At 49.8% G+C, this 22,519-nt stretch carries 12 protein-coding genes; 7 read left to right on the forward strand and 5 right to left on the reverse strand.

The features are described 5' to 3' along the window. The first annotated feature begins 4 nt into the window (after positions 1-4). The 6 genes from L6472_RS03115 (at position 5) to L6472_RS03140 (ending at position 9,153) form a co-directional block, all read left to right on the forward strand. Positions 5-1,846 (forward strand): hypothetical protein, encoded by a 1,842-nt coding sequence (locus L6472_RS03115; RefSeq protein ID WP_237807108.1) that lies wholly within the window; start codon positions 5-7, stop codon positions 1,844-1,846. Positions 1,847-1,873: 27 nt separating this feature from the next. Further along, positions 1,874-5,137: a leucine-rich repeat protein gene (locus L6472_RS03120; protein WP_237807110.1), complete on the forward strand. Its 3,264-nt coding sequence runs from the start codon at positions 1,874-1,876 to the stop codon at positions 5,135-5,137. 12 nt (positions 5,138-5,149) lie between these two features. Next, on the forward strand, positions 5,150-5,299 hold the full coding sequence (locus L6472_RS03125; RefSeq protein ID WP_237807111.1) for a hypothetical protein: 150 nt from the start codon (positions 5,150-5,152) through the stop codon (positions 5,297-5,299). A gap of 568 nt (positions 5,300-5,867) precedes the next feature. Further along, positions 5,868-7,181 carry a GTPase HflX gene (gene hflX / locus L6472_RS03130; protein WP_237807113.1) on the forward strand — a complete coding sequence of 438 codons (1,314 nt, stop codon included), beginning with the start codon at positions 5,868-5,870 and terminating at the stop codon, positions 7,179-7,181. Positions 7,182-7,314: 133 nt separating this feature from the next. Further along, a complete protein-coding gene (gene gdhA / locus L6472_RS03135) occupies positions 7,315-8,652 on the forward strand; it encodes an NADP-specific glutamate dehydrogenase (RefSeq protein ID WP_237807115.1) in 1,338 nt (445 codons plus the stop codon). Positions 8,653-8,718: 66 nt separating this feature from the next. Then, on the forward strand, positions 8,719-9,153 hold the full coding sequence (locus L6472_RS03140) for a septal ring lytic transglycosylase RlpA family protein (RefSeq protein ID WP_237807117.1): 435 nt from the start codon (positions 8,719-8,721) through the stop codon (positions 9,151-9,153). Positions 9,154-9,168: 15 nt separating this feature from the next. Here L6472_RS03140 and L6472_RS03145 read toward each other — a convergent pair whose 3' ends face one another. Beyond that, positions 9,169-12,498 (reverse strand): hypothetical protein, encoded by a 3,330-nt coding sequence (locus L6472_RS03145; protein WP_237807118.1) that lies wholly within the window; start codon positions 12,496-12,498, stop codon positions 9,169-9,171. A 126-nt stretch (positions 12,499-12,624) separates the two neighbouring features. Here L6472_RS03145 and L6472_RS03150 point away from each other — a divergent pair, with 126 nt between their 5' ends. Next, positions 12,625-14,784, forward strand: a complete 2,160-nt coding sequence (locus tag L6472_RS03150; protein ID WP_237807120.1) for a S8 family serine peptidase — start codon at positions 12,625-12,627, stop codon at positions 14,782-14,784. Here L6472_RS03150 and L6472_RS03155 read toward each other — a convergent pair whose 3' ends face one another. The 4 genes from L6472_RS03155 to L6472_RS03170 all read right to left on the reverse strand — a co-directional run bounded on the left by L6472_RS03155 (position 14,785) and on the right by L6472_RS03170 (position 22,518). Further along, positions 14,785-16,359, reverse strand: a complete 1,575-nt coding sequence (locus tag L6472_RS03155; RefSeq protein ID WP_370640875.1) for an alpha-L-fucosidase — start codon at positions 16,357-16,359, stop codon at positions 14,785-14,787. Between the two features lie 117 nt (positions 16,360-16,476). Beyond that, complete coding sequence (locus tag L6472_RS03160; RefSeq protein WP_237807122.1) at positions 16,477-19,380, reverse strand: pitrilysin family protein; 2,904 nt, start codon at positions 19,378-19,380, stop codon at positions 16,477-16,479. A gap of 14 nt (positions 19,381-19,394) precedes the next feature. Beyond that, positions 19,395-21,248, reverse strand: coding sequence for a DUF4954 family protein (locus L6472_RS03165; RefSeq protein WP_237807125.1), 1,854 nt, complete (start codon positions 21,246-21,248; stop codon positions 19,395-19,397). A gap of 85 nt (positions 21,249-21,333) precedes the next feature. Continuing rightward, positions 21,334-22,518, reverse strand: a complete 1,185-nt coding sequence (locus L6472_RS03170; RefSeq protein ID WP_237807127.1) for a cytochrome d ubiquinol oxidase subunit II — start codon at positions 22,516-22,518, stop codon at positions 21,334-21,336. Position 22,519 lies beyond the last annotated feature (1 nt).

Raw genomic sequence — 22,519 nt, forward strand, 5'->3', positions numbered from 1 at the left:
GATTATGAATCCAAGAAAAATACTTCTTTTATCCATGGCGTTTACAGCTATGGGCACGTGGGCACAGAGTGCTTTGGGCAATCTTCCCGAGGTTAATGTGAACGACGTTGAGATTATGTCTGTCAGCGAGATCGAATTCAGCAGTCGCGATAGTATTGTGATTGACTCCGTTACGGGGCGGGCCGACACCCTCATCATCGACGAGGGCATTACGTCAATTAAACCGATAGACGAGGCCACAGAGCAGGCTCGTGCGCCACGCCGTTCGCCCAGCACCAGCGACAAAGACCTATACGGAGGTCTGACGGATGCAGGCAAGCAGCTAATCCGTTCTGGTGCCTATCTCTATACCTATAAATACCCTTCGGTAGATGCCGACGGCAACAAGGTCATTCTTTCCGCGTTGATGGGTGTGCCGCGCTGGCAGTTGAATATGGGATTTGCCGCACCGAGCAATGTGCTCATAGCCTGCCACGAGACCATCACGAGCAACTGGGAATGCCCCACTAGTTATAATAATGGTGATAATGGTGGCGATTGGAAAACGGGTGTCGGCATGATGCTGATGTACACCCGCTACGATCGTACTCGCCAGCCGTGCTGTCTGGTCATCATGCCCGACTACGAGGGCTATGGCATCACTGCCGACCGTGCACATCCCTATCTCTATCAGGAACTCACCGCTCGTCAGGTGGTCGATGCCGTGCGCTACGGACTGGCATTCTACAATGCTAATGTTGGCACGGGCAAGAACTTTGACGCATTAGAGAGTAACTGGCAAAGCGTCAGCCTCGGCTACTCGCAGGGCGGCAGCGTGGCACTGGCCGTACATAAGTTCATCGAACAGAACGGACTGGACACCGACCTTCACTATGCCGGCTCCGTATGTGGCGACGGTCCCTACGACCCGGTGGCCCATCTGCGCTATTACATCACGGACAACGGTGAAACTTATGATGGTAGTAAAAAGACGAAGCACGAAGCCGGTACCGTGTCGATGCCAATCGTGATGCCACTTATTCTGAAAGGTATGTGCGACAGCAACCCGCTGATGCGCCAGCATTCAATCGACGAGTATCTATCCGATAAATTTCTGGCAACAGGCTCCCTACAGATGATTGAGGCCAAGAAAAACCCCAATAAGGCTGACCAGTTCAGCACCGACGACGTCACAAAACGCTATGTGTGGCAAAGCAAACATGGTGTCACCCACGCCTTCACGCTTCCCAGACCATACGGCGGTAATGCGGCTGTAGGTGGCAGCTTCACAGCCGCACAGATGAGTGATATGTTCTACTATACGTCAACTCCCTTTTTGATCTTTGGTACTCTCGCAGCTTATGGTAAGCTTAGTGAGATGTTGACCCCTGATTGCTACACCTATTTCACAACTAAATCGAATTTCGAAGATGCCGGTGGCAATCGCGTGACTCCCACTGGTCGCGGCTTCATGCAGGACCTGCACCGAGCCTTGGAGAGCAACAACCTCACCGTAGGCTGGACACCTAAGCACCGCGTGGCCTTCTATCACTCTTCTTACGACACTGTGGTGCCTTTTGTCAATCTGTGTTCGTTTGTCAAAAATCAGCCATATTTGTACTATTACATCCAACCAGAAACGGACGATATCACTACCGAGACTCCTTCTTATCGGTTGCAACAAGCAGGTGCCTATCCTTTGTGGCCGACTGGAGACCCAGATAAAGCGGATGTCTATATCAACGACACCAATAGTTCGGATGACCACGTGGGTGCCGGTAAGGACTTCTTTATGTTAGGCGAAGTCTTGGGCACCTCGCCCGACTACGCTTTGTTCAAGTGGGTGCTGAAGAAAAAGACAGACTAAGTATTAACCTAAAAAGGACATACGACAATGAAAAGATATATTATTCCTATTATCATAGCAACCCTGCTGCCGGCAATGGCCTTTGCCGCGAAGATGCAGGGAACGCTGACGCTGGGAGCACCAGCTATAGAGGCTGTCTGTATCTACGACACGGAGGCAAAGACCGCCACCTTGGGCAATGGCTATACCTCCTGTATCAATCACTACGAGGATGGTGAACTCGTCATTCCAGGTTCGGTGACCTATAAGGATGAGTCCTATAAAGTTGTTATTGGACAGTTTGCTTTCCGTCTGTGCAACAAACTGACAAGAGTAACCATCGAAGAAGGTGTTGAGCACATTGGCGACTATGCCTTTGTAGGTTGCTCCTCAGTGACAGAGATCAGGCTGCCAGCCACGTTGCAAACCATCGGAGCCGGCGCCTTCTGTAACCTCACCAGTCTGACGACTATGCGTTGCAAGGGAACCACCGCCCCCACATGGCAGTGGAACGATGTCTTCTCTGTGCTTGGTACCAAGGAGAGCATGGAGGAAATGGCGCAGAAGCGCATCCTCTATGTTCCTAAAGACAAACTTGCCAGCTATAACGATACCAAGTTCGACGGAACTTCTTCTGGCACCCTGACGGGAGCCAACGAGAAGGTAGGCTGGCAGGAAGCCTTTGCACGTATTTACGAGCTCAGCGACGAGCCATACGAAATCACTTCATTAGATGCGTTCAAGACATTCCGTGACAAAGTGAACGAGGGTACGGCTTGGAGCTATTACGGGACTACCAACTTTAAGCTGACAACAGACCTTGACCTCAGTGAGAGCAATTGGGAACCCATCGGTACTGATACCCATCCTTTCAGCGGCATTTTCGATGGTGGCGGTCATGTCATCAAGAGCCTGACAATTGACAGAGTTGAAACGGATTACATCGGTTTATTCGGCTATGCCACAGAAGCGACTATCTATAACATGTATCTCGAAAATCCCAAGGTTTGGGGAAGAGACTATGTGGGCACCGTTATCGGCTATGCCTCTAACAACACTCATCTCACCGACCTGCTTGTAATTAGAAGCAGAAGCGATGATGCCTCTGCTGTCTATGCCAAAAGTGGCAGTAGTGGCGGTATCGTAGGCCGTGCCAATGATGGCACCATAGAGCGTTGCATGTTCCGTGGAATGATTTATGGCACTGGCTGGACTGGCGGTATCGCCGGCAACATCTTCAACAATGTTACCGTCACCGACTGCTCGGCAGCCTACTATTTTACAAATATAGGTCAAAATCAGCCAAAGGTTGGAGGCATCGTAGGCGGCGCTGGCAGTGTTACGATTAATCGTTGTTTAGCAAGACACGAATTTAATGTCCTTTCTTCATCAAAGGGCTGGATAGTAGGAGGTACTAACCGGACCGAGGCAAGCAGCATCTCGAACTGTATATATTGGGGAGTTACAGGGTCATTAGCTGCTAATGGCATAATAGGTGTTCAAGAAAACAGTAGTACATGTACATACACAAATAATGTAAGCAAGGATAGCCAAGATGACATGAAGGAGGATAAAGCCAAGTCCACGCTAGGCGAAAACTGGTACTACTTTACCGACAACTATGTTGACTTACCCATTCCCATCACGCTGAAGGATATGTATATTAAATACTGTGTAGATGAGGCGGATGAATCTACCGGACTGGTCTATCGTCCGGCGTATGCTGACGATAGCGATTACGAGGTGATTGGCTATACGGGAACGGCTACCAGCCTCACCATCCCCGCCACATATAATGACAAGCCCGTCTCCGCCATTCTCGACGGTGTCTTCAAGGACAACACGACGCTGAACACCATCACCTTAGGCAGCAACCTGAAGAGCATCGGTGCCCATGCCTTTGAGAACTGCGATGCGCTGACCAGCGTCGATTTGCCCGATGCCGTGACCTTTGTGGGCAGAGATGCCTTCCGAGGCTGCGACAACCTGACGAGTTTTAACATCGGCAGAGGCTTCGAGAACCATGAGGGCAACTTCCTGGCCTACTGCCCCAGCATGACCACGCTGACGGCATCGCGCGGCAACGACAACGGCTACAGCTGTGTGGATAATGTGCTGACACATAAAATTAATCGTGAAGGAACGTACTATGGCTATATTATTGCATGCGCACCGGGTAAGGAGGGTGACTACACGATTCCCGATTTAGAGTGTAGTTACATCACCTTGTTCCCATACAGCTTTGCTACTTGCGAGAAACTGACCAGCATCACTGCCCCTAACAAGCATATCGTATTGAACGATGCCCTCTTTGACGGGGACTATAATCTCCGCTATGTGGACATGCGCAATGTCGATGGGTTTAAGGATGAAAGCAGTTCTGGATATACAGATACAAAAGTGACCGTTGACCGCAACGATGCCAACAGTCCCTTCTATGGCATGAGCGGATATACGATGGTCTATCTGCCTTCAGGGAACAGTGCTGCTTCCGGCGAGCCCAATGCCGTTATCGACGGTACAGCCAACCAGATTATGCTGAACGACAAATGGGACTTCAATCCGAAGGTGTCGCCCATCACGGCGACGAACGGTGTCTCCTACAGCCGTATGCTTAAACCCGATATGGTGGAAATAACAGAGGACACCGACGAGAGTATTACCATTGAGGGAAAGGAGACAACCCAACTGGAGGGTCACTACGAATACGCCGCAGCGGGTTACACCTGCTACCTGCCTTACGCCCTGACACTCAGCAATGAGAACGCAAAGGTATATAAGCCTACAGAAACCAGCGTCGAGGCGGGTGTGACCACCATCACCTTCGAGCAGGTGGAGAATAACGCGATCGAGGCATATAAACCCTACTACATCGTGGTAAGCGGAAGTAGCGGTGTTGACCTGAGCACCGATGCAGAGGTGACGGTCAGCACCGACACTGGCGGCTCATGGACTGTGGGCGACTATGCCCTGAAAGGCACTACGGTGACCATTCCCAACAGCTCGCTCTACAATGCTACCTATCCCACCTACATCTTGCAAAGCGACGGCAAGTGGCACAAGGTGCCTCAGAACCAGCCGAAGGCATACATGGGTCCCTTCCGTGCTTACTTCCAGGCTACGAGCGCCAGTGCTACCCGTGCCCTCAACATGACAATCGAGGACAGTGAAGCGACGGCTGTTGACGCTGTCATCCGCACCATCGATGCCGACGGCACAGAGCACTACTACGACATGAACGGCAGACTGCTCAGCGGAAAACCCCAGAAGGGCATGTATATCCACAACGGTAAAAAGTACATTAACAAATAGGAGGACACAGCAATGAAGAAAAAATATGAAAAACCCGCCACAAGCGTGGTAATGCTTAAATATAAGCCCAATTTGCTAGTAAGCAGCCCTGTGGACCCTGTGGATACTCAGTTTAGCGACGATGAAGATTACGAAGATTGGGATTATGACGGCGGTCAATAGATGGCCATAGTGTCAATGGAACCTGACAAAGAGACGACGGACGGCCTCCGTCGTCTCTTTGTGTCAAATAAAATAATAATTTTTAAACATTTATAGCAATGAATTGTGTCAGGTACTGCTACCTTGTCATATAACAAGGGCAGAGCGATGATGCTCTGCCCTTTTTTCGCTTTTGTCGAAATTTTTATTGAATTATAGCTATAATTTGATTTAAGGGTATAAGTCTATTTCGCTAATTTGAGCCTGCTTCGCAGGGAAATTATCCAAAATTTGGTTCAAAATTAAGCAAAAAAAATAAAATCATCTCTGAATAATTTTGTTTCCAATTCTGTGGAATTTGACTTTCCCTTCTTGCGTCCCGATGGTAGCAAGCGACCAAAGGTCGAGCGCGGCCGTCGAGCTAAACCTTCCGCACGAAGTGCGCTCCTTTTCACAAGACATGCTGTAACTACGCTTTTAAATTTTTGCCAAAATTCAATTAATTCTGGCCAAAATTTATTTGAAGAGTTGAAAGATTACGTGATTTTCTTTATACCTTTGTGGCCGAATATCGATTAAATAATCTTGAATGAAGGAATTTGTAATATCAGAAGCTAAGGCCGAGACGGCTGTGCTGGTGGGACTCATAACCCCACAACAAGACGAAGCAAAGACAAAGGAATATCTCGACGAACTCGAGTTTCTCGCTGATACGGCTGGCGCCCGCGTGGTGAAGCGATTCACGCAGAAAGTGGGTGGACCCAGCAGTGTGACCTATGTGGGAAGCGGTAAGCTGGATGAGATCCGACAATATATCAAGGCGTGTCAAGATGCCTACGACGACTGGATGGATCAGCAGGAAGAACAGCTGATTTCGGCAGAGGATATGGGCGAGGCACCACAACCTGTGGGCATGGTGATCTTCGACGATGAACTGAGCGCCAAACAGATACGCAACATAGAGAAAGAACTGCAGGTGAAGATACTGGACCGCACCTCGCTGATTCTCGATATTTTTGCCATGCGTGCCCAAACGGCCGAGGCTAAGACACAAGTGGAACTGGCACAACATCGCTATATGCTGCCACGACTGCAGCGTCTGTGGACACACTTGGAGCGACAGGGCGGTGGCTCTGGCTCGGGTGGCGGAAAAGGTAGTGTGGGACTGCGTGGACCAGGTGAGACGCAGTTGGAGATGGACCGACGCATCATCCTGCACCGCATCACACTGCTGAAACAGCGACTGGTCGAGATAGACAAACAGAAGACTACGCAACGCAAGAACCGTGGCCGACTGATACGTGTGGCACTGGTGGGCTATACCAATGTGGGCAAATCGACGTTGATGAACCTGCTGTCGAAGAGCGATGTCTTTGCCGAGAACAAGCTCTTTGCCACGCTCGATACCACCGTTCGCAAGGTGACCATCGAAAATCTCCCGTTCTTGTTGGCCGACACGGTGGGCTTTATCCGTAAGTTGCCCTCAGACTTGGTAGAGTCGTTTAAGTCAACACTTGATGAGGTGCGCGAAGCCGATCTGCTGGTGCACGTGGTGGATATCTCGCACCCCGACTTTGAAGACCAGATAAGAGTGGTGGAACAGACGCTGGGCGAGTTGGGCTGCTCGGAGACACCGTCAATGGTGGTCTTCAATAAGATAGATGCCTATAGGTGGACTCCGCAGGACGAAGACGACCTGACGGAACCCACCAAGGAGAATATTTCGCTCGACGACCTGAAACGCACTTGGATGGCCAAGATGCAGGGCGACTGCCTCTTTATTTCGGCTAAGCAGAAGGAGAACATCGACGAACTCCGTAGCGTATTATATAATAAGGTGCGCGAACTGCACGTTCAGAAATACCCGTATAACGACTTTTTGTACAACATTGAAGAACAGTAAAAATCGTTAAATAATAGCAAAATGAAAGGCAAGAACGAAAGTTTTTGCCTTTTTTCTTGGTTGGTATTGCTATTTTCTCTATATTTGCGGTGTGTAAGTAAACAAATTGACAACTTTAAAACTATAAGACACTATGGAAGTACAGAAAATTATGCAAGAGTTGGAGCGCAAGCACCCCGGCGAGTTGGAATACCTTCAGGCCGTACGCGAAGTGCTCGAATCTATTAAGGATGTATATAACCAGCACCCAGAGTTTGAAAAGGCAAAGATCGTGGAGCGTATCGTAGAGCCCGAGCGAATCATTACATTCCGTGTGCCCTGGGTCGATGACAAGGGCGAGGTGCAGGTCAACATTGGCTATCGCGTGCAGTTCAACAGCGCTATAGGCCCCTATAAAGGCGGACTGCGCTTCCACCCATCGGTCAACCTGTCTATCTTGAAGTTCCTGGGCTTCGAACAGACCTTCAAGAATGCGCTGACAACACTGCCTATGGGTGGCGGTAAAGGTGGTAGCGACTTTGCCCCTCGTGGTAAGAGCGATGCCGAAATCATGCGCTTCTGTCAGGCCTTTATGACGGAGCTCTACAAGGTGATAGGTCCCGATATGGACGTGCCTGCCGGTGATATCGGTGTTGGCGGTCGTGAGATTGGCTACCTGTTTGGTATGTATAAGAAACTGACCTCGCAGTTCCATGGCGCTACCCTGACGGGTAAGGGTATAGAATGGGGCGGCAGTATCCTGCGCCCAGAGGCTACAGGTTATGGTGCTCTCTACTTCGTACATCAGATGATGGATACTCACGGCATCGATATCAAGGGCAAGACAGTAGCTCTTTCAGGCTTCGGCAATGTGGCTTGGGGTGCTGCAAAGAAGGCTACCGAACTGGGCGCTAAGGTCATCACCATCAGTGGTCCCGATGGTTATATCTATGATCCCGCAGGACTGGATGCCGAGAAGATAGAGTACATGTTGGAGCTGCGTGCATCGGGCAACGATGTCTGTCAGCCCTATGAAAAGGAGTTCCCCGGTTCGAAGTTCTTTGCAGGCAAGAAACCTTGGGAACAGAAGGCCGATATCTATCTGCCCTGTGCCACTCAGAACGAGCTGAATGGCGATGATGCCGACATGATTCTGGCCAACAAGCCCCTCTGTGTGGCTGAGGTGTCGAACATGGGATGCACTGCTGAGGCCGTCAATAAGTTTATCGCCGCTGGTCAGTTGTTTGCTCCTGGCAAGGCCGTCAATGCAGGTGGCGTGGCTACCTCTGGTCTGGAGATGACGCAGAATTCGATGCGCATGTCGTGGACGGCAGAGGAAGTCGATCAGCGTCTGCATCAAATCATGTCGGGCATTCATGAGCAGTGCGTCAAGTACGGTCGCGAGGGCAACTACGTGAACTATGTGAAAGGTGCCAACGTGGCTGGCTTCATGAAGGTTGCCAAGGCGATGCTGGCGCAGGGCATTGTTTAATTCATTTGAATGCAACTTAGAAAGATAACGATATTTCTGATTTCAGTGGCAATAAGCCTTACTGCTTTGGCACAAAGTCAAAGCGGTAAGGCTTCTTATTATTCTAAACGGATGACTGGTACGAAGACGGCCAATGGCGAACGGCTTCATCACGACAGCATGACCTGTGCGCATAAGAGCTATAAGTTTGGCACCTTTCTGAAGGTAACGAATACCAAGACAGGCAAGACAGTGGTGGTGAGGGTGAACGATCGCGGTCCCTACATTCGCGGACGCATCGTGGACCTGAGCTATGGTGCTGCTGCACGACTGGGCATCCTGGGCGATGGCACTGCGCATGTGCGCATAGAAAAAGCCGAACCTGAAAACACCATTTGGTTCGATGTCAACAGGTTCGACTCTAAGGGGCAAAGCCATCACTCGCCTTTAGGCCCCTTGCATCTTCCCAAGGCAAAGATTGACTCGACACTTATCGGGCGACCAATGCCTGTGGTCAGATAGCTTTTTATTTCTCCTTTATCTCACGATTTTCTTTCCATGATAGATGTAGAGTCCTTTGGCAGGGACCGCTACACGACGTCCCATGAGGTCGTAGAACATCCCATCGGGTGTTGATGCCTGATGTTCGCGGATAGCGTCGATGGTGTTGCTGTCCTGAAGAAGACGCACATTGTCCAGATAGAGCAGTGTGTTGTTGGCAGCACCAGCGCTGGCCGATGACTTATAACCCATAGAGATGGTGACGTCTTGTGGCGATGTCAGCTCGAAGTCAAAGCATAACAGTTGCCACGAGGCATTCACGGAAGGATAGCGGTAGTCGCTCTTGGAGCCGATCTTGATGCCAGTCATTGAGGTGCAGGTGTTGTTGCCGCTGGTGGTGACCACAGTTCCGTTGTTGCTAGTCTGGTTGGGACATTCGTAACGGGCATCCATCAGCAGGCGAAACTTGCCCTTAGGCAGTGTGACGGACTGCGTGATGGCATTGGTGCCGGCATCCCACGAGTTCAGTACTGTCAGCACACGGTCGCCGCAAGTGGTGTCGGCCATGGGGCGCGAACAGCGTGCGGTGTAGTTGCCTACGGAGCTGGGGCTGGCGCAAAACTGCGTGGTGCTGTAGGGCATGGAGTACATGCGACAGAAGTTAGAGCCTCCGCTTAGTGTGTTGCCAGCCTTCCACCCCTTGACGGGCAGTATGTTGGCCCATTTCGTGTTGGTCGCAGCCACGGTGTTAGTGTAGCAGGGGTTGTAGGTCACACCGTTCAGAGTCACGCTGCCGTCTGCTTTGCCATAAGTCTCATCATTTTCAAAGTTGGCATTCTCCAGTGCTATCTCTGTGATGTCTTCATAGCCTTGCGTAAGGTCTTCATTTTCATCGGAAACGGGAAATGTGGCACCTTCCTCGATCAGAAGGTCGCCTCCCACAATTGATGCTTTAATGGTGCCAGAGAACTTGATGGTTTTCTCCTTGACGCCATCGGTGGTGACGGCGTGGATGGTGAACTCGTCATTGCTCTTGGTGAGGTTCATGAAGTAGGCCACGTCGGGATGGTCTTTCTCTTGGACGGTCAGTAATTCTGGTTGGTCGTAATAGAACTTCACGATGTCTGCATGACTATGGTTCTCCTCCAGTGCAAAACGGTAATCAACAGAGGGGACTGACAGAACTGGATAGCCCATTGTGGTCTTGACCAAAGGCAGACGGAGCTGCTGGTCGCTGGCAAAGTTGGCCACGATGAAATAACCGGTATTGTCGGGGTCGAGGGCGAAAACGGCCTGCCATCCCTCTGGAACTTCTATCGCTCTCAGTGCTGCTGAAAGCTGGGCAGTGGTCTGGGCATCGGTGTTGGAGTAATAGACCACGGCACGGCGGTCCACCGTCTGGCCGGCTTTCACGCTACGGCTGGTATTGTCGTAGCATGTATATAGCTTTGAAGTCATCACCGAATTGTTGTTGCTGCGTTCGCCAAAGCCCATCTGATTCTTGTTGGTCACGATGCCCAGCTGGTTGTCGATGTTCACCCAGGGCGTTGTCAGCTTTTTCAGTGTGATGCCATCCAGTAGCTGTTCGCCTTCTGCCGTGTAGAAGGTGCGCTGAGTCTTGGTAAACTCGTCCATGCTGATAGCCATCAGTCCGCCCTTCTCGGCTGTGATTGTGACAGGTGCGTTGGCACGTACATAATCTATATAGATAACGGCATTGCCTGGTGTTGAATAGATGGCAAAACGGTTGTTCAGTGAGGCATCGTTGGTGTTCAGTTCACCATTCATGACATAGCTGTTGCCACGAAGGTCGTAGATGCCGCTCACGACCGGTGTGGCATTTGCCTTCTTGCCACTCACGTCATACCATCCAATGAAATTGCCGGTGTTGTTGGCGCGGTAGGGCACGATGAGGTTAGACTGTTCCAAGTTTTTCACGTGGGGCGCAATATAGCCAGTATAGCTCTGCAGTCCGCTGCTCCAAGAGAATGTGGTGAAGCGCTGTTGGGTGGAAGCGCGTATGATGTTCTGTGTTGCAAATACCTTGGCCTCGGCATACTGACGGTTGAAGTCCTCCCAACTGGTGGGTGTCAGGTCGGCAGTAGAGAGCAGTTCGTGCATCAGCCAGGTCATCATCACGCGATGAGCCTCTACACCCATTCGGCGGGCACCAACGTCGGGTCGCAACAGCCACTGTCCATCGGTGGTTGTCTGCTGGCGTGACTTGATCATTTGGTAGGCGCGGTCTTCCAACATCAGCGCATGAGGGTCGCGCAAGAAACAAGCATTGGTAGAGTAGGAGGTGATTTGGTCGTAAAGGAACAGGCTCCAGTCGTTGCCGTTAGGCATGGCCAACTCTCCATCGCTGAGTGCCAACCAGTAGAGCACTTCGTTCATCACCTTGTCGTTGTTGTGCATCAAGGCGTTAGTCTTCCATTTCTCTTCGCCATAGAGTCCCTGCTGGAACAGTTTAAGTGCCAGAGCAGCCTCGCCCAGTTCCTGAATGACTACGTTCTGGTATGACGTATGGAAATAGTTGTGGTTCTGCAGCGTAAAGTCGTCATAAAGGTTCTGACCCTTATAAAGATCCTTGACGCGCTTCTGATCGTAGTCAGGGTCTATCACGGTCTCGTCGGTTGCATCGTCTTTCTGCGAGTAGCTGTTGATGGCAAATTCGCGCAGGCGCTGGAACCAACGAGGTGCTAATTCGTCGTTGGGGAACAGTCCTAACGTGGCTGCCAGTACATCGGCCTCCCAACCGTTTTCCTCTGCCTTGGTGTCGCCGTTGAAACCTATGGGAATCGATCGTCCCAATTCGTAGTTGCATTCTGCCTTCAACAGATTGTAGATATATCCTTTCTGATTGTCAGTCAGCTTGTCCCATTGGAAAAAGGCCGAATAGGCTACTGACATGGCCCATAGCGAGCTCTCCCACACTGCATCGCTTGTGGAGGTAGAGCCCCAGTATTTGTTGCCGGCGCACACCTTCAGCTTGTTGGCCTTGTGCGTAGAATAGGCAAAGACAAGGCTTTTCTTGGCCATTGCCTCCATGTCGTCCCACGTTACATTGGCGGGGAGCGTCACCTGATCTTTGCCATATTTGACCAGGAAGGCGCAAATCATTGAGAGGTCGGCATTGGGGCGCACACCGCGCTCGTCGTTGCCCATCGTGTTCTCGCCCTTGAAACAACCACACACCTCGTTGAGGCTGTTGGGGGCAGCACAGTCCTGGAAGTCGTTCTTAAGATAAGTGGAAAAGTTGGCCAACATCTGCATCAAGTCAGCCTTCATGGCCTGTTCTGAGTTCTGTGCCATCATATTGATTGCCACAGTCAGCCACATGGTTAAGAGTAGTATTTTTTTCATTGTTAGTATATTTAGTTATTTGTTTTCGGGCTACAAATTTACGGATTTTTTTTGAAAGAACATAAAAGACATGGCACCTTTTGTAAGGTTTTTGTTTTTTTTATTATCTTTGCCGCAGATATGAGGATGAAAAGATATATTATTGCGTTGATGCTCATAGTCTTAGGACTGATGGATACTTACCCTCAACGGGCACGAATGGGCAAACTGTCGCCTTTGTTGCGGAGGGTGGCGAGGACCACCGTGTCATCACCACAGCGGGTCTGTGCCTTTGTGAAGGTGACCGCAGGTGGCCAACGGGCACTGCAAGAGCATGGCTGCAAGGTGTTGTTGAGAAAAGGACAACTCTATATCGTGGATCTATCGACAGACCAATTGGCAGAGTTGTCGCTGGACCCGCGTATCTTGCGCATTGAGGCTAATCATGCTGCACAGGTGCTGACCGATTCGATGGCTGTCCACCTGAATGCGCTACCCGCCTATGAAGGTCAAGCACTACCGCACGCCTTTACGGGCGACGGTGTAGTGGTGGGGGTGATGGACATTGGCTTTGATCTGACGCATCCAAATTTCTATAGTCGTGATATGTCGGCGTATCGTATTAAGGCGTTTTGGGATATGCTGTCTCGCGATACGTTGGGAAGTAGGTTCCCCGTGGGACGTGACTATACGGATGTTACAGAGATTAAAGCACTTGGGCGCTCGACCGATGGCCGAGACATGACACACGGCACACACACACTTGGTATTGCTGCTGGTAGTGGCTATGACACGAAATATCGGGGCATGGCGCCCGACGCAGACATCTGTTTGGTTGCCAATGCAGTGGGCGATAATGCTGCTTATGTGGATTCCGCTGATTACTATAAATATACATTTGCGACTGATGCGCTTGGGTTCAAGTATCTTTTCGATCAGGCAGAACGGCTCCAACAGCCATGTGTGATTTCTTTTAGTGAGGGCAGCAGTGAGGATTTTTATGGCCATGATCAACTGTATTACGAGATGTTGGACAGTTTGGTGGGACCTGGACGCATCTTGGTGGCAGCGGCAGGTAACAGGGGACATCAGAAAACATGGTTCTGTAAGCGGCGCGGTGAGCAGTCTGAAGGCACGTTCTTGACGTCGAAGAATCAAGAGTCGGCCTTCACGTTGAAGTCGGCAGATGACTTTGTCTTGCGCATGGTGCTATATGGCGCCCGCAATGATACCGTATTGGTGGACAGCAAGCAAGTGAAGGAACAAACCGACAGCACCATGCAGATGGCACTGCGCCATGATGGCACTACTTATTTTTTCGAGGTGGAAGCCTATGCTTCTTGCTATGATGCTCAAGATGTGTGCTACGATGTGATGGTGAATAGCGAACGTGGGGTGGGAAAGATTTGCCCTTTTTCTGTCGAGATTGTCGGGCGCGATGCAGAGGTGGGTTTCTGGAATATGACCGGTACGTTGGTAACGAATGCTGTGAATCCCCTGCTATTTGCTGGAGAGAGCACGCACAATGTTCATTCACCATCGTCAGCTCCTTGTGTGATTAGCGTGGGGGCCACCAGCTATCGCGACAGCATAGCCAATTACGAAGGCGCATGGAAGCACTATTGGCATGCGCCTCAAGGCATGCGTGTGCCATTTTCTTCGGTGGGACCGACAACAGACGGGCGCATCAAACCCGACGTGATGGCACCAGGCAATAACATCATCTCATCGTATAGTAGTTGGTACTTAGAGCATCACCCTGATGCTTCTGACGTGAAATGGGATGTGGCCCATTTTGATTTTAACGGACGGACCTATGCGTGGAATTCCAATAGTGGGACCTCTATGTCCTGTCCGGCTGTGGCTGGCGCCATCGCACTATGGCTTCAGGCTAAACCTACGCTGACCCCTGCCGAGGTGAAAGATGTGATGGCGCACACCTGTCGGCAGCCAGACCCATCGCTGACTTACCCCAATAATGAGTATGGATATGGTGAGATTGACGTCTATCGTGGCTTGCTTTATCTGTTGGGAACTGATAAAATAGACGGTGTCTCAAAGAAACAAACGCATGCCACCGTCAGTATGACTGCCGATGGCATGCTTCGTGTGTGTATGGCGGACGCCTTACAGCGGTCTGCCACGATTCGCTTGTTTGCTCTTTCTGGCGCCCAGGTGTATGTTGGACAGTTGCACCAAGGATTGACGTCTTATAACTTGGCATTGCCTTGGCTTGCATCTGGCATCTATGTGGTGCAGATAGATGGGCCAGTAACGGTCAGTGGGTCAACACTCGTGCGCCGCTGATTACTTCTTGAACGTGATACGGAAAACGGGAGCGATGGTGTTGGGTTTGTCGGCAGGAATCATGATGGTGAGCCCATTGGCGTCTTGTGTGAAGGCTACTTTGTGGCCACCTAACAACTCTACCTTTTTTATCTTTCCGCTTTTCGTGCTCAATGCTTTCATGAGAAAAGCGCCAGACTCGGGCCAGTCCATGATGGTGGCATAGACAATGCCTTTCTTCTGAACGTAACGCACATCCCTTGATGAGTAAGTCTGCCCTTCGTTGAAGCCCTGCGCATTCATTGGGTTGGCTGATTCTGCAAGGGGACCTTCGCCAAAGGTCTGCCACGTGCGTGTGCCGTAGATGCTTTCACCATTGATGTCCATCCATGCCTTAATGTCGGCAAGTATGGCTTGTTCTTTGTCATCGATCGTTCCATTGGCTTTTACGGGGACAGAGAGCAGCAGATTGCCATTCTTGGAGACTACGTCAATGAGCATGCGGATGACTGTAGCACCACTCTTATAGCGGTTTTGCTGATACACATTCTGGTCGTAGTGCCACTGGCCAATACATGTGCAGGTCTGCCAATATTCCTGTTGTGGACGATCGGGGACACCACGCTCAACGTCCCACATCATGTAATCCTTTTGCTGTGCCGTCAGTTGCTTGCCCGTGACGATGACTTGTTGTTTGCTTTTGTGCTGAGCAGCGCTATGGTTATAGTAGTGTTGCAGAATGTTTTGGCCTATATTGTCATCGCATCCGTAGAAGGGCATGGCCGTATCATCGAAGTATATCATGTCGGGATTATAGTCGTTGATGAGCTGCAGCACGCGGTTTTGAAATTTTAGTTTGTACTGTTCAGAGGGTAGTGAGGCTCCTTTGCCCCAGTCCCATTGTGGGTGAATGCCGCGCACCTTCTTCCAGTCGGCTGAATGCGCATGTCTTTGGGCATAGAGCTCCTGTGGGTCCATGCCTTCCCACCACTTGCCTTTGCCTTCGGCTTTGGTCAGGTTGCCGTCATATTCCTGAGATGGTTCCAACCATGTCCATGCGTGTGAGGCATGGATGCTGACTCCCAAGGGAAGACCAACTTTTTGGCAGGCAGTTTTCCAACCTTTGATGATGTCTTTCTTTGGACCGATGTTGACCGAGTTCCATTCCTGGTAAGGGGAGTCCCAGAGGTCGAAGTTGTCGTGGTGATTGGCTAAGGCCATGAAATAGCGAGCACCTACGCTCTTATATAGCCTGACCAACTCGTCGGGGTTCCAAGCTTCTGCTTTCCAAGCATTGCATAGCTCCTTTAGCCCAAACTCTGCAGGTTGACCAAAATGACCAACGTGGAACTTGTTTTGGGCGTGCCCTTCGAAATAGATGTGGCGGGCATACCAATCGCCATCTTCTGCCTGACACTGTGGTCCCCAGTGTGCCCAGATGCCAAACTTGGCGTCCTTAAACCATTCTGGACATTCCCATTGTGACAGACTCTCCCAGGATGAATCAAAGGTGCCTTGCCTTACGGCGACATGGTTCTGTCCGATTGTGATTGATGTTGCCGCCATGAAGAGCAGCGTAGTAGTTAGTTTTTTCATTTCCAGTAGTATGGTTGTTTAATTAATAATATGGTTGTTTTAGTGTTCTAAAGGGGAAGAAAAGGGATGCTAAAGCGACATCATTCTTCCGCTTTAGCGTCCCTTTTCAAAGTCAAATCAATAACCAAAGATTTGTTCGGTGGTGACACGCTTCACGGGCCCGTATTGTTGCAGGGTCTTCATGTCGAGTTCCTTCTCATCGCCAAGGATGATGTAGCGGAATGGCTTTTTGGCCATGCGCTCTTGCTCAAACTTCACAATGTCTTGCATCGTCAGGGCGGGGAGGGCATTGTAAATTCGCTCGTTCATGTCGTAGTCGATGCCACGCTCCTTGGCCTGCAGCCATGCGTTGATAAGTCCGAACTTAGTAGTACGTTGACTTGCCAGACGCTTGGTGAGCGACTCTTTCGCAATGTGGAAAGCATTGATGCTCTGAGGGATGCTGTCGAGGATGGTGTGGAATTGTCGTGCGCAGTCCATCATCTTGTCGTTCTGGGTGATGATGTGGGTGAAGAAATACTCAGATGCGTCGGCATGTTGAGGTTGCATATAGAGCGCAAAGGCATTATAGGCCAGACCGCGCGTCTCGCGCATCTCCTGGAAGACAATGGAGTTCATGCCTCCACCGTAGTATTCGTTGAAGAGGGCCTGGATAGCATCGTCGTCGTGGTTCCACTGACGTGGTTCGTTGTGGAACATGCGCATGTAGATGTTCTTGGCATCATAGGGCGCAATGAGTATCTCGCTTTGCGGGGTGGGCTGCAATGTGTAGTGCTTGCCTTGAGGCACGGCGGCCAACTGCCCCGTAGGATGCTGTTCGCTGATGACGGCTGACAACTCTTGCTCGTCCATAGGGCCATAATATAATATGGTGTGCTGATAGCGCTTCAGGTCGCGCAACAGGTTGAGCAGTTCCTGAGGATTGGTCTCGGCTAATTGTTGTGCAGTGTAATCATTGCGATAGGGGTTGTATGCACCATACATGCCATAAGCGAACAGATGTTGGAAATTGGCATTCTGGTCTGCTTTCTGGTCCATGCGGCTTTTCTCTCTGATGGCAATATACTGCATGTAAGCAGCGCTGTCAACCTTGGCATGCTGCATCACGTGTTCTGTCAAAGCCAAAGCCTCGGCCATATTCTCGCTTAGTCCGTTCAGGGTCACGAAGATGTCGCGGTCGCCCACGCTGATGTTGTAGTTGCAAGCCAGCTTGTAGAACTGCTGTTTCAACTGCTGGGCAGACAGTGAGTCGGTGCCAAGATAGTCCAGATACTCGGCAGCATAGTTATAGCGCACATCACTTTCCTCGCCAAAGGCATAATGGAAAGCCAGTGTGAACCGTCCGTTCTCTACGTTTTTGACATAGATAAAGGGCAACTTTGAATTGGTTTCTCCAAAGGTGAGGTCACGTTTGAAATCTACAAATTTGGGCTCGATGGGAGCTACTTTGGTGTTTTGTATGCTCTTGACGTAGTCTGACACTAATTCGCGGTTGGCTGGAATAGGTGTGATGGCAGGTTTTTCAATCTTCCTTTGTGTGGTGTCAACGCCTTGACGCTTATAGACAGCTACATAGTTGTTCTGAAAATGCCGATTGGCAAAAGCCACAATCTGTTCTTTTGTCATGCCTTCCAAACGACTGAGCCACTCTACCTCCTGCTGCCAGGGTGTGCCATTGATAAAGGCCTCTACAAACATGTTGGCGCGGGCTTGGTTGGATTCAAGTGCATTATAGTACTGTAGTTTCATGTTGTTGATGACAGAGGGCAAAAGATCGTCTGAGAACTGGCCTTTCTTTAATTTCTCGATTTCCTCAAGAAGCAAACTGCGCACTTCGTCGAGTGTCTGCCCTTCACTTGGGGTACCTGCCATCAGGAACGTAGAATAATCCATGTTGGTCTGTGAACCAGCCCAAGCCTCGAGCATCTTCATCTGCTGGTTGATGTCTAAGTCGATGAGACCGGCAGTTCCATTGCTTAGCATTTGCTCTACAACTTGCAGTGTGTCGGTCTGGAGCGAGTTGGCCTTGTCAAAGCGCCAACCCAGCCAGATGGTCTCTGCTTCCAGTCCCACCACGGTGGTGTCGATAGGACTCGTGATTGCCGGTTGTGCGGGGAAAGTAGGCTGTTCGACATCATCGCCTGCCTTCCACTCACCGAAATATTTCTTGATGGTGCTCATCACCTCGTCGGGATCAAAGTCGCCAGCCATGCAGATAGCTACGTTGTTGGGCACATACCATTTCTTAAAATATGCTTTGATATTAGATATTGAAGGATTCTTCAAATGCTCTTGTGTGCCAATGGTGGTCTGTGTGCCGTAGGGGTGGTTGGGGAACAGCTTGGCAGACATGGCAACGAACAACTTATCAATGTCGTTGGAAAGGTGCATATTGTATTCCTCATAGACTGCTTCCAACTCGGTGTGGAAGCCACGAATCACCATGTTCTGGAAACGATCGCTCTGAATCTTGGCCCAATTCTCAACCTCATTGGATGGGATGTCCTCTACATAGCAAGTGACATCTTCGCTCGTATAGGCATTGGATCCCTCAGAGCCGATGATGGCCATCAACTTGTCGTATTCGTTGGGAATGAAATACTTGGCAGCTAACTGGCTGACAGAGTCTATCTCATGATAAGCCTGGCGACGTGCTTCGGGATCGGTCAATTTACGATACCGCTCATAGCGCGCTTCAATGTCGTCTAAAAGTGGCGCTTCGGCTTTGACGTTGGTTACGCCAAACTTGTCTGTCCCCTTGAACATCAGATGCTCTAAGTAATGTGCCAAGCCCGTGGTCTCTGCCGGGTCGTTCTTAGAACCAGTGCGCACGGCAATGTATGTCTGTATGCGTGGTGCCTCCTTGTTGACACTTAGATATACTTTCAGTCCGTTTTCCAGTGTGTAAATGCGTGTTTGCGTAGGATCGCCCTTAACGGTTTCGTAGTCCTTGCTGCAACTGCTCAATAAAAAGAGAGCCAGTGAGAGAACACAGGCTCCTGATAATAGTTTAAAATTCATTTATCTTTGATTAATTAATTCTCGTAGTCAATTTCATGATCAAGCTTTGAAAGGAAGTCATCGAAGACATTCTGCTCAACATCGCCCATCTGAAATTCTTTTTCTGCATCTTTCCGAATCTCGGCAATCCATGCTCGACGGGCTCTGACATAGTCCTCGCGGATACGTTCACAAGCGGTCTCATTGAGCTCTTCCAGGTGGTAATAGTCCAGAATCATTTGGTAACTCCAAGCCCAGCGGTAGTTGCTATAGTTCTTGTTGATCTCGTCGAAGCGGTCTAATACCTGTTGGATGTTGTCTATGTTGCCTCCTTTGATATCATCGATGAGGCGCTGTTCTTCACTTTGGGGTAGCAGCAGTCCGCTCATGTCAACCCACGTTCCTTGTCCTATGTTGCTGATGGGCTTACCAATGTATCCCTCTTTTTGGGCGCGTTTCAAGACGGCACCCATGTAGATGCGTAGGGCAATGTCGTAGTATTTCAGTCCTTTCTTTAGTGATGAGGCATTGATGACGTACTCATGGAAGTTATAACTCGTCACATTTTCACCTGATGCGTTACGCAATGCTTTTAGGATTTCAATGCCTTGCATAATCTCACCCACGGTGAAAGGGCTGAGCCAGTCGAAGTTGATGATACTTTTTTTCGACTGTTTAGAACGCTTGTCGCGCTTAGGCCATTTCTTGATGTCGCGGTAGAGACCTACTGTAGTAATGTTGCGGCCTGGCACCAAATACATAGTGTCGCCGTAAGCAATCAGGTAGGAGAATGGCAAACAGCGTGTGTCGGGGTGGTGCATCAGCTTTCCGAAGCAGACACTGAAAGCACCAATAGTTGCAGGCATCAGCACGTAGGAACCCGAAGCTGTTTTGGTGCCACGCTCCAGCGTGCCATAGTGCATGGGGCCCATCTTATAGGCATGGTTCGAGAAGTTGGTGTTTGAACCGGCATTGTAGAATGAGAACTCGCCTCCAATCAGCAAAGAACTCTTATGATGTGAGGCTGAGAAAGGACCACAGAAGGCTGCACATGCTTCACCATTGGCCATGAACGAGTTGGCAAAGAACAGACTCGCTTCGGCTGTGAAACCATTGGTAATCTGACAGGCTTCGCCGACGAAGCAGTCTTGCATCTTCACCGAGTTGTTAATAGAGCAACCGTCGCAGATGATAGAATTCTCGCAGATGACACCTGTGCCGATAAAGACGCTGGCATCTTCGTTGCTTAGAATGGTACATTCGTTCAAACGGGCAGCTCCGCTAATCTCGCAGTCGCCCTTGATGACGGTATTTGTAATATCTTTGGTGTTGATAATCTTCACGCGGTTTCCAATAATACCTCGTTCTGGCGTGCTGATACGTACCTCATCGTCTATGAGTTGCTTCAATTGATTGATGAGCGCCTTGTCGCAATGATGCTTCACCATGAATGAAGCCAGTTGTGAATTCAGTTCGCGAAACAACGTCACGTTTCCGTCACCCATCTCGTTTAGAACCGAGATAGTAGAACCAGCACCATAGCTGGCACCTTCGAGTGTCTCCATGGTCGAGATGTTCGAGATGTAGCAGTCATCACCGATAGTATAGTTATTGATAAAGTTTCCAACTTTTTCTATCAGGCAGTCGTTGCCAATGCTGACATTGCGCAACGTAGCATCGTTGATGCCAGAATGCTTGAAGAAGCCGGAGCTAACCTCAATCTGCTTATTGAACGATCCAAGGCAAATGTCGCCATAGAGTATCATACGATGAAAGTTGTATGGTTTGAAGTCGAGTGCCACTTGCACGCGGCTCCAATCTTCTGCCCAACAGCCGTTGGATTCAAGCACGTTAATCTCGTCTTGGTTCAATAATCTATATTCCTTCATAAGGTATAAAAATGATGTTTTTTAATGATTCTGTTGCAAAAATAGTTATTATTTTTTATAAATGAATGCAATTATACTGTTTTTTTTAATAGGCATGCTCATCGTTGGCAATCTCGTCTTTATCTATGGGCTTGCTGTCAATCTTGCGCCAAGCATAGCAAATATAAGCCAATACAAAGGGGATGAGTAGCGAAACATAGAACATCGTGTTGAGCGTGAAATAGCTGCTGCACGAGTTTTCGAGTGTCAGCGATGACTGAAGATCGGCAGTAGAAGGGTAGTAGGCAGTGTGGTTCCAGGCACTTGTCAGTAGCAATGCCAGAACAGTCAGCACGGTGCCAATGCCTGCCGACCAGATACCAGCAAACTTGAAGAGAGAAGGATGCTGTGTAAAGAATTTGCTGTCACGCAATAGTTCGGTTGCGATACCCCAAAGCACAAGGACTACGCCAATCAGCATCACCACTGTAAGGTACCACATGTCCATCATGTTGTGCAGATATTTGTTGGGTTCAATGAAGATTTCGCCCGTTTCTGGATTCCAAGCGTAACCGTCTTTTAATAGCAGGTGGACAAGATAGCTCACAAAAAGAATGACGAAAGGGATGGCAGTACCGATTAGTCTGACGCTGCCACGACTGCGTATGTTCTCGTCGTTCACGTTGTTGATGATGTATAAGATGCCCAATGTGCGTGCCAGAAACATCACCGCCAAGCCAAACACCAGTACCCATGGATTAAGCAGGGCGTCGAGTCCGTGTGACGCATTGGCCCAACGGCTGATGATGGGAGTGACGGCTTCAGTATTGATCAAGTTGCTTTTTTCTACGATGAAGTTAGAACCCTCAAAGAAGGTGGCAACAGCACCACCCAACAACAGTGGACCAAAGATGCCGTTGATAACCAGAAACCATTGGAAGGTCTTTGCTCCCAACAAGTTTCCTATCTTGTTTTGAAACTCATAGCTCACCGCTTGCAGTACAAAAGTAAAGAGAATGAGCATCCACAGCCAGTAAGCACCACCGAAAGAGGTGGAGTAGAACAGTGGAAAAGAGGCGAAAAACGCACCGCCAAAGGTTACCAGGGTCGTAAATGTAAATTCCCATTTGCGTCCTGTAGAGTTAATCAGCAACCGGCGCTCTTCGTCATTGTGTCCTAATGAGAATATAATAGAGTTCGCACCTTGTACAAATAGCAGGAATACCAGCAGGGCTCCCAGTAGCGAAACCAAGAAGCACCAATAATGTTGTAAGAATGAATATGTTAGCATA

The sequence above is a fragment of the Prevotella sp. E13-17 genome (genome assembly GCF_022024035.1).
In the GTDB taxonomy this organism is placed as follows: Bacteria; Bacteroidota; Bacteroidia; order Bacteroidales; family Bacteroidaceae; genus Prevotella.